We start from the raw sequence: 12165 nt of genomic DNA on the forward strand, positions 1-12165 counted from the left end.
GTATCAAGCAAACGATAATTCCTCTTATTCAAACTCCTTCGCCCTGTTAGACTTTGCGCCTTTATTTTCGCCCGTCCGCAGGATGTCTGATGCCCTCGCTGCCTCTTCGCTTGTCCGCACTGTTGCTGGCCCTGGGCCTGAGTGCGTGCGATGACGCCCCGCGTTTCACCAAGGCTGAGCCGGGTGAAGCACGTTCGGGCGGTGCAGCGACCGTGCGCAAGACCGATCAGAACGCATTCTCCCTGCCCTCGGCCAACCTGCCACCGTCACGGCGAGTGGACTTCAGTGTCGGCAACAGTTTCTTCCGCAGCCCATGGGTGATCGCACCGTCGACCACCACTGCGCGCGATGGTCTCGGCCCGCTGTTCAACACTAACGCCTGCCAGAACTGCCACATCAAGGACGGTCGCGGCCATCCGCCAACGCCGGATGCCGCCAACGCGGTGTCGATGCTGGTGCGCCTGTCGATCCCTGATGCGCCGCAATTCGCCAAGCTCATTGAGCAGGTCGGCGTAGTGCCGGAGCCGGTCTACGGCGGCCAGTTCCAGGACATGGCCGTGCCCGGCGTAGCCCCCGAAGGCAAAGTGCGCGTCGACTACACGCCTGTGCCCGTGCGTTTCAAGGACGGCACCGAAGTCGAATTGCGCAAGCCAGTGTTGCAGATCACCCAACTGGGCTACGGCCCGATGCACCCGGACACGCGTTTCTCGGCCCGCGTCGCGCCGCCGATGATTGGTCTGGGCCTGCTCGAAGCGATCCCCGAAGAAGCGATTCTGGCCAACGCCACCGCGCAAGCCAAAGACAACAAAGGCATCAATGGCCGTCCCAATCAGGTCTGGGATGATGCGTTGCAGAAGACCGTCATGGGCAGATTCGGCTGGAAAGCCGGACAACCGAACCTCAATCAACAGAACGTCCACGCGTTTTCCGGTGACATGGGCCTCACCACCAGCCTGCGCCCCTTCGATGACTGCACCGAGGCGCAAACTGCCTGCAAACAGGCGCCAAACGGCAATGGCCCGGACGGCGAGCCGGAAGTCAGCGACAACATCCTGCGTCTGGTGCTGTTCTACAGCCGTAACCTCGCCGTACCCGCGCGGCGTGGCGTCAACGATGAACAAGTGCTGGCCGGCAAGAACCTGTTTTTCCAGGCCGGTTGCGATTCGTGCCACACGCCGAAATACACCACCGTCGCCAACGCAGCCGAACCTGAACTGGCCAATCAGGTGATTCGTCCGTACAGCGATCTGTTGCTGCATGACATGGGCGACGGCTTGGCCGACAACCGTACGGAATTCCAGGCCTCTGGCCGCGACTGGCGCACGCCGCCGTTATGGGGGATCGGCCTGACGCAAGCCGTCAGCGGCCACACACAGTTTTTGCATGACGGTCGCGCGCGCGATCTGCTCGAAGCGGTGCTTTGGCATGGCGGCGAAGCGCAAGCCGCGCAGCAACAGGTTTTGTCTTTCAATGCCGAGCAGCGTGCCGCGCTGCTGGCGTTTTTGAACTCACTTTAAACACTGAAAAGAATCGGGAGCCCGACATGTTCCGTCCCAAGCTACTGTTCACCAGCCTTGCCGCGCTCGCCCTCGGTGCCTGCTCGCCGCAGGATCCGCAAGCGGTCACGTCGGCGGCCATCGCCAAATCAGTGATCCTGCCGACCTACACCCGTTGGGTCGAGGCCGACAAGCAACTGGCGGTCAGCGCCCTCGCCTACTGCCAGGGCAAGGAAACCCTGGAAACCGCCCGCGCCGATTTCCTGCACGCGCAGAAAGCCTGGGCCGAGCTGCAACCGCTGCTGATCGGCCCGTTGGCCGAGGGCAACCGTTCGTGGCAAGTACAGTTCTGGCCGGACAAGAAGAACCTCGTCGGCCGTCAGGTCGAGCAATTGGTCGTCGCGCAGCCGCAGATCGACGCCGCCGCCCTGGCCAAATCGAGCGTAGTCGTTCAAGGTTTGTCGGCGTACGAGTACATCCTGTTCGACGCCAAGCCTGACGTGGCCACCGCCGAGCAGAAAGCCAAGTACTGCCCACTGCTGATCGCCATTGGCGAACGACAGAAGCAACTGGCCGAAGAGATTCTGCAGGGCTGGAACAACACTGACGGCATGCTCGCGCAGATGACCAAGTTCCCCAACCAGCGCTATGCCGACTCCCACGAAGCGATCGCCGATCTGCTGCGTGTGCAAGTCACTGCACTGGACACTCTGAAGAAAAAACTCGGCACGCCAATGGGCCGCCAGAGCAAAGGCGTGCCTCAACCGTTCCAGGCCGATGCCTGGCGCAGCCAGTCCTCGCTGACCGCACTGGAAGCCAGCCTCGCCGCTGCCAAAACCGTCTGGGAAGGTGTCGACAACAAAGGCCTGCGCGGTCTGTTGCCGGCTGAGCAGAAGCCACTGGCGGACAAGATCGACGCTGCCTACGCCGCTTCGCTGAAACTGTTCGACAGCACTCAGCGTTCGCTCGGCGAAATGCTCGAAGATGACGCCGGTCGTCAGCAACTGAACGACATCTACGACAGCCTCAACGTCGTCCATCGCCTGCACGAAGGCGAACTGGCCAAGGCGCTGGGCATCCAACTGGGCTTCAACGCCAACGACGGTGACTGATGAGGGCAAGTGCCATGCTGCGACGTCAGGTTCTGACTTTAGGTAGTGCACTGCTGGGAGCAGTGACGCTGGGCGGCTGGACGCTGTTCAAACGCAAGGATCAGAGCCCGCTGTTGCTGTCGGCGCGCGACGACACCGACGGCAAGCACTACGCCGTCGGCTATCGGCTGGATGGCACGCGGGTGTTCGCCACCGAAGTCGGCCAACGCTGCCACGACATCATCAACCATCCGACGCAGCCGATTGCACTGTTCGTCGCACGTCGCCCGGGCACCGAGAGTTACCTGATCGACCTGCGCGACGGTAAGTTGCTGCAGACGGTGACCTCGCAGCCGAACCGGCACTTCTACGGCCACGCCGTGGTGCACAAGGACGGCGAATACCTGTACGCCACCGAGAACGACACCACCGATCCTGGCCGTGGTTTGCTCGGTGTGTACAAGTTCGAAGGCGAACGGCTGGTGCACACCGGCGAAATTTCCACCCACGGCCTCGGCCCGCATCAGGTGTCGTGGATGCCCGATGGCGAGACGCTGGTGGTGGCCAATGGCGGGATTCGTACCGAGGCAGAAAGCCGCGTCGACATGAACCTCAACGCCATGGAGCCAAGTCTGGTGCTGATGCAGCGCGATGGCACCCTGCTGAGCAAGGAAACCCTCGCCCAGCAGATGAACAGCGTGCGCCATCTGGGCATCGCCAGCGATGGCACCATCGTCGCCGGTCAGCAGTTCATGGGCGCCTCGCATGAGCGTTCGGAGTTGCTGGCGATCAAGCGTCCGGGGCAGCCGTTCGTGGCGTTCCCGGTGCCGGAGCATCAGTTGCAGTCGATGGGGCATTACACCGCCAGTGTTGCGGTGCACAGCGACTTGCGCCTGGTTGCGCTGACGGCGCCGCGTGGCAACCGCTTCTTTATCTGGGATCTGGACAGTGGCGAGGTGCGCCTCGACGCGCCGTTGCCCGATTGCGCGGGTGTGGGTGCGGTGAAGGACGGTTTTGTCGTGACCTCCGGGCAAGGACGTTGCCGTTACTACGATTGCCGTCAGGATGAGCTGCTGGCCAAGCCACTGGAATTACCGGCGGGGCTCTGGGACAACCATCTGCACTTGATGGCGTAAAACTGCCTTAAAAGATCGCAGCCTGCGGCAGCTCCTGCATTGGAATGCACTCCTCTGCAGGAACTGCCGCAGGCTGCGATCTTTTTGCGCCCCCCTGTAAGAACTGCCAGTTGGAATCCCCCCTGTACTCGGAGTAATGTGCCCGCCTGTCTCACCTGATTTATCCAAGGAACTGGAAATATGCTGCGTCGCCGCATGCTGATCATGTTGGGTGTTGTTTTGTTGATCGTCCTGGTGCTGGGCGGATACAAAGCCTTTTCGATCTACACAATGATCCAGGGCTTTTCCAAGCCGAAACCGCCGATCAGCGTTGCCGTGGCCAATGCCACCGAACAGCCGTGGCAGATGCGTCTGCCGACCGTCGGCACGCTCAAGGCGCTGCAAGGTGTCGAGCTGAGCCTGGAAGTCGCCGGCACCGTCACCGAACTCAAGTTCGAGTCCGGACAGAAGGTCAAGGCCGGGCAACCCTTGCTGCAACTCGACAGTGGCGTCGAAACCGCCCTGCTGGAAACCGCCAAGGCTGATCTCGGTCTGGCGCAACTGGACTTCGGCCGTGGCGCGCAACTGGTCGACAGCCGCGCAATCTCCAAAGGCGAGTACGACCGGCTCTCCGCTGTACTGCAAAAAAACAAAGCCACGGTCAATCAGCTCAACGCTTCGCTGGCGAAAAAACGCATCCTCGCACCGTTCAGCGGCACCATCGGCATCCGTCAGGTCGACGTCGGCGACTACCTCGCCAGCGGCACCAAAATCGCCACGCTGCAGGACTTGAGCAGCCTCTACGCCGACTTCTACCTGCCCGAACAATCGGTGCCGAAACTGGCCATCGGTCAGCCGGTGCAGATTGCAGTCGCCGCCTATCCCAAGCAAAACTTCGCCGGCAAGATCAGCGCGATCAACCCGATCGTCGAAAGCACTACGCGCAACATTCTGGTTCGCGCCACGCTGGCCAACCCCGACGGCAAATTGCTGCCGGGCATGTTCGCCAGCCTCGAGGTGTTGTTGCCGGATCCGCAGAAACACATCGTCGTGCCGGAGAGCGCGATCACCTACACCCTCTACGGCAACTCGATCTACGTGGTCGGGCAAAAGAAAGCCGAAGACGGCAGTCTCGAAAAGGACGACAAGGGCCAACCGGTGCTGATCGCCGAACGCCGCTTCATCGAAACCGGTGAACGCCGCGATGGCCTGGTGATGATCAACAAGGGCGTGCAGAGCGGCGAACAAGTGGTAACGGCTGGCCAGATCAAACTGGACAACGGCGCCCACATTGCCATCAGCGACGACAAGACCCTCGGCGAGCAGAACAGTCCGCCGCGCGCCGACTGATCAAGGAAATCCCATGGCTTTTACTGATCCGTTCATCCGCCGCCCGGTGCTCGCCACCGTGGTCAGCCTGTTGATTGTGCTGCTGGGCTTTCAGGCCTGGAGCAAGTTGCCGCTGCGCCAATACCCGCAAATGGAAAACGCCCTGATCACGGTGACCACCGCTTACCCCGGGGCCAACGCCGAAACCATTCAGGGCTACATCACCCAACCTATGCAGCAGAGCCTCGCCAGCGCCGAGGGCATCGACTACATGACTTCGGTCAGCCGGCAGAACTTCTCGGTGATCTCGATCTACGCGCGCATCGGCTCCAACACCGACCGTTTGTTCACCGAACTGCTGGCCAAAGCCAACGAGGTGAAAAACAAGCTGCCACAGGACGCCGAAGACCCGGTGCTGAGCAAGGAGTCCGCCGACGCCTCGGCGCTGATGTACATCAGCTTCTTCAGCAAGGATTTGAGCAACCCGCAAATCACCGACTACCTGTCACGGGTGATCCAGCCAAAACTGGCGACCTTGCCGGGCATGGCCGAGGCGGAGATTCTCGGCAATCAGGTGTTCGCCATGCGCCTGTGGCTCGACCCGGTGAAACTCGCCGGTTTCGGCCTCAGCGCCAGCGATGTGACCAACGCCGTGCGCCAGTACAACTTCCTCTCCGCTGCTGGCGAAGTGAAAGGCGAGTACGTGGTCACCAGCATCAACGCCAACACCGAACTGAAATCCGCTGAAGCCTTCGCGGCGATTCCGCTCAAGGTCAGTGGCGACAGCCGCGTGTTGCTGAGTGATGTCGCGCGGGTGGAAATGGGCGCGGAAAACTACGACTCGATCAGCTCGTTTGGCGGCACGCCGTCGGTGTACATCGGCATCAAGGCCACCCCGGGCGCCAACCCGCTGGATGTGATCAAGGAAGTGCGCAAGCTGATGCCGGAGCTGGAAGCGCAACTGCCGCCGAACCTGAAAAGCGAGATCGCCTACGACGCCACACTGTTTATCCAGGCCTCGATCGATGAAGTGGTAAAAACCCTGTTCGAGGCGGTGCTGATCGTCATCGTCGTGGTGTTCCTGTTCCTCGGCGCATTGCGCTCGGTAGTAATCCCGGTGGTGACCATTCCGCTGTCGATGATCGGCGTGATGTTCTTCATGCAGATGATGGGCTACTCGATGAATCTGCTGACGCTGCTGGCGATGGTGCTGGCCATCGGTCTGGTGGTGGACGATGCGATTGTCGTGGTGGAAAACATTCACCGGCATATCGAGGAAGGCAAGACGCCATTTGATGCGGCGCTGGAAGGCGCACGGGAAATCGCCATGCCGGTGGTGTCGATGACCATCACCTTGGCGGCGGTGTATGCGCCGATCGGTTTCCTCACCGGGCTGACCGGAGCGTTGTTCAAGGAGTTTGCGTTGACCCTGGCCGGCGCCGTGGTGATCTCCGGGATCGTCGCCCTGACCCTGTCGCCGATGATGTGCGCGTTTTTGCTACGCCACGAGGAAAATCCCAGCGGCCTCGCGCACCGCCTCGACCGCATTTTTGACGGCCTCAAGCGCCGCTATCAGAGCATGCTCCACGGCACGCTGAACACGCGTCCGGTGGTGCTGGTGTTCGCAGTGATCGTGTTGTGCCTGATCCCGGTGTTCCTCAAGTTCACCAAATCGGAACTGGCCCCGGACGAAGATCAGGGCATCATTTTCATGATGGCCACTGCGCCGCAGCCAACCAACCTCGATTACCTGAGTACCTACACCGACGAGTTCATCAAAATCTTCAAGGAATTCCCGGAGTACTACTCCTCGTTCCAGATCAACGGTTACAACGGCGTGCAGGCCGGCATCGGCGGTTTCCTGCTCAAACCATGGAACGAGCGCAGTCGCACGCAGATGCAAATCCTCCCCGAGGTACAAGGCAAACTGGAAGGCATTCCTGGCTTGCAGATCTTTGGTTTCAACCTGCCCTCCCTGCCCGGCACCGGTGAAGGCCTGCCGTTTGAGTTCGTGGTCAACACCGCCAACGACTATGAACTACTGCTGCAAGTGGCAGACCGGATCAAGAAACGTGCAATGGAGTCGGGCAAGTTCGCCTTCGTCGATCTCGATCTGGCGTTCGACAAACCCGAGGTGGTGGTCGATATTGACCGCGCCAAAGCAGCGCAGATGGGCGTGTCGATGCAGGATCTCGGCGGCACGCTGGCGACGCTGTTGGGCGAGGCGGAAATCAACCGTTTCACCATTGATGGGCGCAGCTACAAGGTCATTGCCCAGGTCGAGCGCCCCTATCGTGATAATCCGGACTGGCTGAACAACTACTACGTGAAAAACACTCAGGGCGAGTTATTGCCGCTGTCGACGCTGATCAAGGTCAGCGACCGCGCTCGACCGCGCCAGCTCAATCAGTTCCAGCAACTTAACGCCGCGAAGATCTCCGGTTTCCCGTTGGTGAGCATGGGTGAAGCTATCGACACCGTGTTGCAGATTGCCCGCGAAGAAGCACCGGCCGGGTTTGCTTTCGACTACGGCGGCGCATCGCGACAGTTCGTGCAGGAAGGCAGTGCCCTGTGGGTAACCTTCGCGCTGGCGCTGGCGATTATCTTTCTGGTGCTGGCGGCGCAGTTCGAAAGCTTCCGCGATCCGCTGGTGATCCTGGTGACGGTGCCGTTGTCGATCTGTGGGGCGTTGATTCCGCTGTTCCTCGGCTGGTCGAGCATGAACATCTATACCCAGGTCGGGTTGGTGACGCTGATCGGGCTGATCAGTAAACACGGCATCCTGATCGTCGAGTTCGCCAACCAGTTGCGCAAGGACAAGGACCTGACGGCGCGCGAAGCCGTTGAGGAAGCGGCGGCGATTCGCTTGCGGCCGGTGTTGATGACCACGGCGGCGATGGTGTTTGGTATGGTGCCGCTGATTCTGGCCACGGGCGCCGGTGCGGTGAGCCGTTTTGATATCGGCATGGTGATTGCCACGGGGATGTCGATTGGCACGTTGTTTACGCTGTTCGTCTTGCCGTGCGTTTACACCCTGCTGGCGAAACCCGATCCCAAGCCAACCGCATAACCCCTGTAGGAGTGAGCCTGCTCGCGATAGCGGTGTGTCATTTAAATCATTTTTAACTGACAAATCGCTATCGCGAGCAGGCTCACTCCTACAAGGGATCTGTGTTGCTCCGGGCATAAAAAAGGCCTCGCATCTGCGAGGCCTTTTATGTGGGCTTCAATCGTTTCAACTCTGCGGCCTCATCCCTTGAGAAAGTCCGAACATGAACAACAACAGATCATGATCGGGTTTGGTCGCCACGGAGGCTTTCGCCACCCGTGGGACTGCGCAGTGGGCGTCGTCTACGGACGCGCCCACCACCTGCATGCGGGGCTGCTCCCAGGCAGCCACCGCCAATGACGCAACTGCCAAGGCTCCAACTAAAAACAAACCTCGTGCAATTTCTAGTTTCATCGCTATAAACCTTTGATAGCGCTGCCAAACGCCGTCTCATAAAAGTAGACGAGTTTTTTCCAGTCCGCGTCGCGGAACGACGAATGGCGGCGCAATTGCTTCATGTCGTGGGAAGCGGCGCGATAGGCGGTCAGACGCTGGCGGCATTTCTCCAGATCAATCAAAGCGACCTCGACCTTGGCCGAGTCGCCTTCGCCCGTCACACGCACAAACACGTGTTTGATGTAGATGCAGCTGTGCTGCCAACGGCCCTTGTGCATGCGCGCCAGGTTTTCGGCGAGGTCCTTGAGCACACGCTCATACACCACATCGCCGCACTGATCGCGACCGCCGGCAGCCGCCAGCCAATGTTCCAGTTCCTGGAAACCGTCCAGGGACTTGGTGACCAGCAGTGCACGCCATTTGTGCTGCGGATCAGGCTGAGCGCCGCAGAAAACGATTTGCGGCACGCGCACACCGAGCTTGCTCACGCCGGTCAGCGCATCAAGTTCACGCAAAACAGTAGGACGGCCAAAAGGGTGCAACCAACTGCGATAGATATGACCGGTCTGGCGCTTGGCATACAGCAGTTGACCATCGCGCCCCACGACCCTTTGCACGCCACTTTCCCCACCACGTCGAACGTTGGGTTCTTCCACCCACTCGCCGCGCTGGTTCCAGTAAAAGTCAAAGCGATCTTGCGGAGCGACGTCCGTTTCTGCTGCAAATTGCACTGCCATCCTGTTACCTCTTGCGTAATACGTAAACCCGCCACATGGCGTAGAGCGGAATAAAGTCCAGTTGTTCCTGAATCCGAAAACCTGCTTCCTCGAACTCCTTTTCCACCGTAGCGGCCGGTAACACAAAGCGATTCTGATACTCGCGTTTGTCACGGTTGCGCTCGGCTCGCTGGCGTTTCCAGGCTTTGAAATTGCCATCAACCCACAGCGAAACGATCACACTGTCCCGGGTAACGCGCTCGAATTCGCTCAGAATCGCCCGGCGATGCTCGGCTTCACCGATGTGGTGGAGCAAACGCATGCAGAAAATGCTGTCGACCGCGTTGTCAGGCAAGGCAATGTCGAAGGCAGAGGTGTGCAAGGGTTGTACCCGTTTCACTACATCCGCCGGTTGCGACTCCATGGCCGTCTTGATCATCGACTCGGAATTGTCCGCGCCGATAATCACCCGGTTGGCCTTTTCGCCCAACAACGGCCAGAAACGCCCGGCACCGCAAGGCAAATCCAGCACCAGTCCCGGCTCACCCACCAACGCCAGCGCCTTGCGGGCTAGCTGTTCGTCACGCCAATGGGAGAGACGACGTCCAAGGCTTTCTTTGTGCTTGCGCAGGTATTTCTGCGCGTGTTGATCGTCGTACTTCTCGGAAAAATCGAGTTTGATCGGACCGGCCATCACCTGGACTCCTGAATTGCTGATGTCACCACCTTAAGGAGCGGCATGTCAGCGTCAGGTCATCCATTTGTGAAAAAAATGTCCGGTAAATAGACAAATTATTACAGCGTTATACAGGATTTAGACAGGAAGGAGGGAGTAGCATCGAGCCACTCCGTGCGTCAGATTTTGCCCAGATCCACCTCGAAGCGGCAGCCATTGGGTTCCATCGTGCTCAAGCTGACGGTCCAGCCCTGGTTCTCGCAGATCCGCTGAACCAGCGACAATCCCAACCCCAAGCCTTCGCCGCGCTTTTCGCTGCCACGCACGAAAGGCTCGAACATGGCTTCACGCTTTTCTTCCGGAATGCCGACACCGGAGTCTTCCACCACAAAGCCGTTGGCCGTGAGTGTCAGGCGAATGAAGCCTTTCTCGGTGTAATGCAGCGCGTTACGCAACAGGTTACCCATCACGGCATTCAACAGGGTCGCGTTGTAACGAGCGTCCGTCGGATTGCCAGGTTCGAAGACCAGATTCAGGCCTTTGCTCTCGATCGGCCCGCGCCACAGACACAATAAGTTTTCGGCCACCTGCGAGAGGTTCTGCTGCAGAGCCATCCCCGCATCTTCGTGCTGGGCGCGCGCCAGCATGAGGAAGGTCTGCACCAGCTCGCGCATTTCCTCACTGGCGCGGGCAATTCGCTCGACTTGCGAGCGGCCGCGCTGGTCGATCCCCGGGTTCTCCAACAGCAGTTCGCAGGAACTGGCCAATACCATCAACGGCGTGCGCAATTCATGGCTGACGTCGCTGGTGAACAACCTTTCACGCGTCAGCGCCTGACGAAGGCGTCCCAGCGTGGCATCGAACGCCACCGCCAGTTCACCCACCTCGTCTGCCGCATAATCCGGTGCCAGCGGCGGCGCCAGACCGAGCAACTGATCGCGATGGCGCACCTGCCGGGCCAGTCGCACCACCGGCGCCATTACCTTGCGCGCCAGCACCCACCCGAGGAATACCGCCAGGGCCAGACTGAGCACGAAGCCGACCAGCACCACGGCAAACAGCACGCGCTCGCGCTCTTCGAAATCACTTTGATCCTGCAGCAGCACATAACGCCGACCGTCGACGACCTCGACCATCGCGTGATACGACAGCTGCTCGCGGAACACTTCATGGAAACCCGAATCGAGGTGACGCAGGTCCTTGGGCAGCTCAAAATCGCCCGGCCCGCCACTGAAATAGAACAACTGGTCGGGTTCCGGGCGATGGCTCCAGTCCGAAACGTTGTCCATCAGCAGAAGCCGTTGCAGATCGCCGCCCAGCCCCGCCGAAATCAATTTTTCTTCCACCAGGTGCACGGTCGCGACGATGCCCATCGCGAAGGCGCCGGCCACAAGTGCGCTCATCAAGGCAAAAGCAATGATGATCCGCTGGGAAAGACTTTGCCTGAACTCCATTACACGTCGGCCAGCCGGTAACCCACCCCGTGCACAGTGTGCAGCAGTGGTTTGGCAAAAGGTTTATCAATGACTTGTCGCAGTTGGTGAACGTGGCTGCGCAGGCTGTCGCTGTCCGGGCAATCATCGCCCCACAACGCTTCTTCGAGAATTTCCCGACGCAGTACGTGTGGGCTCTTCTGCATCAACACGGCCAGAAGCTTGAGGCCTACCGGGTTGAGCTTGAGCAGTTTGCCATCGCGGGTCACTTCCAGCGTGTCGAGGTCGTAACTCAGATCTGCGACTTTCAGGGCCCGGCGGCCACCACCCTGAGCACGTCGCATCACCGCTTCGACCCGCGCCGCGAGTTCAGACAAGGCAAATGGCTTGATGAGGTAATCGTCAGCCCCGGACTTGAAGCCTTGCAAACGATCGTCCAGTTGATCGCGAGCGGTGAGCATGATCACCGGCGTGTCCCGGCGGGCATCTTCACGCAGGCGTTTGCACAGGGTGTAGCCATCGATGCCGGGCAACATGATGTCGAGCACGATCAGGTCGTAATGCTCGGTGGCGGCCAGGTGCAGGCCCGACAGACCGTCCTGGGCGCAATCGACGGTATAGCCTTTGAGGCCCAGATAATCGGCCAGATTGGCCAGGATGTCGCGGTTGTCTTCGACCAATAGAATTCGCATGGGCACCTCCTCCGTACGGGGTAACGGCCGTCTTGGCCCGCGCAGCTTACGGCCAAGTGTGGCTCAGAGCTAGGCGTGCGTCGGGTTGTTTAACGAGAAAAAGCTCATTGTGCATGCCAACGTTTTTTTCACTTTCGGTTAACAAATCGGCGACGCGCACGCGCGCAGACTC

At 60.0% G+C, this 12165-nt stretch carries 10 protein-coding genes; 5 read left to right on the forward strand and 5 right to left on the reverse strand.

From position 1 onward, the window contains the following. Nucleotides 1-89: 89 nt before the first annotated feature. The 5 genes from CKW26_RS08675 (at nucleotide 90) to CKW26_RS08695 (ending at nucleotide 8101) form a co-directional block, all read left to right on the forward strand. Complete coding sequence (locus tag CKW26_RS08675) at nucleotides 90-1517, forward strand: di-heme oxidoredictase family protein (protein ID WP_095048269.1); 1428 nt, start codon at nucleotides 90-92, stop codon at nucleotides 1515-1517. A gap of 26 nt (nucleotides 1518-1543) precedes the next feature. Further along, the gene (locus tag CKW26_RS08680) at nucleotides 1544-2608 is read left to right on the forward strand and encodes an imelysin family protein (protein WP_095048270.1); all 1065 of its coding nucleotides are present in this window, start codon (nucleotides 1544-1546) and stop codon (nucleotides 2606-2608) included. A 14-nt stretch (nucleotides 2609-2622) separates the two neighbouring features. Further along, a complete protein-coding gene (locus CKW26_RS08685) occupies nucleotides 2623-3723 on the forward strand; it encodes a DUF1513 domain-containing protein (RefSeq protein ID WP_095048271.1) in 1101 nt (366 codons plus the stop codon). 180 nt (nucleotides 3724-3903) lie between these two features. Continuing rightward, the gene (locus CKW26_RS08690; RefSeq protein ID WP_095048272.1) at nucleotides 3904-5052 is read left to right on the forward strand and encodes an efflux RND transporter periplasmic adaptor subunit; all 1149 of its coding nucleotides are present in this window, start codon (nucleotides 3904-3906) and stop codon (nucleotides 5050-5052) included. 13 nt (nucleotides 5053-5065) lie between these two features. Beyond that, nucleotides 5066-8101: a multidrug efflux RND transporter permease subunit gene (locus tag CKW26_RS08695; protein WP_095048273.1), complete on the forward strand. Its 3036-nt coding sequence runs from the start codon at nucleotides 5066-5068 to the stop codon at nucleotides 8099-8101. A gap of 165 nt (nucleotides 8102-8266) precedes the next feature. Here CKW26_RS08695 and CKW26_RS08700 read toward each other — a convergent pair whose 3' ends face one another. The 5 genes from CKW26_RS08700 to colR all read right to left on the reverse strand — a co-directional run bounded on the left by CKW26_RS08700 (nucleotide 8267) and on the right by colR (nucleotide 11993). Further along, nucleotides 8267-8494, reverse strand: a complete 228-nt coding sequence (locus CKW26_RS08700; RefSeq protein ID WP_034153490.1) for a hypothetical protein — start codon at nucleotides 8492-8494, stop codon at nucleotides 8267-8269. Nucleotides 8495-8496: 2 nt separating this feature from the next. After that, the gene (locus CKW26_RS08705) at nucleotides 8497-9213 is read right to left on the reverse strand and encodes a lipopolysaccharide kinase InaA family protein (RefSeq protein ID WP_095048274.1); all 717 of its coding nucleotides are present in this window, start codon (nucleotides 9211-9213) and stop codon (nucleotides 8497-8499) included. Nucleotides 9214-9217: 4 nt separating this feature from the next. Continuing rightward, nucleotides 9218-9886, reverse strand: a complete 669-nt coding sequence (locus tag CKW26_RS08710) for a class I SAM-dependent methyltransferase (protein WP_095048275.1) — start codon at nucleotides 9884-9886, stop codon at nucleotides 9218-9220. A 161-nt stretch (nucleotides 9887-10047) separates the two neighbouring features. Continuing rightward, on the reverse strand, nucleotides 10048-11322 hold the full coding sequence (locus CKW26_RS08715) for a HAMP domain-containing sensor histidine kinase (RefSeq protein WP_095048276.1): 1275 nt from the start codon (nucleotides 11320-11322) through the stop codon (nucleotides 10048-10050). Further along, nucleotides 11322-11993: a two-component system response regulator ColR gene (gene colR, locus CKW26_RS08720; protein WP_095048277.1), complete on the reverse strand. Its 672-nt coding sequence runs from the start codon at nucleotides 11991-11993 to the stop codon at nucleotides 11322-11324. The genes CKW26_RS08715 and colR overlap by 1 nt, the downstream gene beginning before the upstream one ends. Nucleotides 11994-12165: the final 172 nt, after the last annotated feature.

Source organism: Pseudomonas sp. Irchel s3h9, from assembly GCF_900187475.1.
Classification (GTDB): domain Bacteria; phylum Pseudomonadota; class Gammaproteobacteria; order Pseudomonadales; family Pseudomonadaceae; genus Aquipseudomonas; species Aquipseudomonas neuropathica.

What these genes read in the sequence shown, in the direction of transcription:
- CKW26_RS08675 (WP_095048269.1), top strand. Translation starts at nt 90, where the DNA reads ATGCCCTCGCTGCCTCTTCGCTTGTCCGCACTGTTGCTGGCCCTGGGC.
- CKW26_RS08680 (WP_095048270.1), top strand. Translation starts at nt 1,544, where the DNA reads ATGTTCCGTCCCAAGCTACTGTTCACCAGCCTTGCCGCGCTCGCCCTC.
- CKW26_RS08685 (WP_095048271.1), top strand. Translation starts at nt 2,623, where the DNA reads ATGCTGCGACGTCAGGTTCTGACTTTAGGTAGTGCACTGCTGGGAGCA.
- CKW26_RS08690 (WP_095048272.1), top strand. Translation starts at nt 3,904, where the DNA reads ATGCTGCGTCGCCGCATGCTGATCATGTTGGGTGTTGTTTTGTTGATC.
- CKW26_RS08695 (WP_095048273.1), top strand. Translation starts at nt 5,066, where the DNA reads ATGGCTTTTACTGATCCGTTCATCCGCCGCCCGGTGCTCGCCACCGTG.
- CKW26_RS08700 (WP_034153490.1), bottom strand. Translation starts at nt 8,494, where the DNA reads ATGAAACTAGAAATTGCACGAGGTTTGTTTTTAGTTGGAGCCTTGGCA.
- CKW26_RS08705 (WP_095048274.1), bottom strand. Translation starts at nt 9,213, where the DNA reads ATGGCAGTGCAATTTGCAGCAGAAACGGACGTCGCTCCGCAAGATCGC.
- CKW26_RS08710 (WP_095048275.1), bottom strand. Translation starts at nt 9,886, where the DNA reads ATGGCCGGTCCGATCAAACTCGATTTTTCCGAGAAGTACGACGATCAA.
- CKW26_RS08715 (WP_095048276.1), bottom strand. Translation starts at nt 11,322, where the DNA reads ATGGAGTTCAGGCAAAGTCTTTCCCAGCGGATCATCATTGCTTTTGCC.
- colR (WP_095048277.1), bottom strand. Translation starts at nt 11,993, where the DNA reads ATGCGAATTCTATTGGTCGAAGACAACCGCGACATCCTGGCCAATCTG.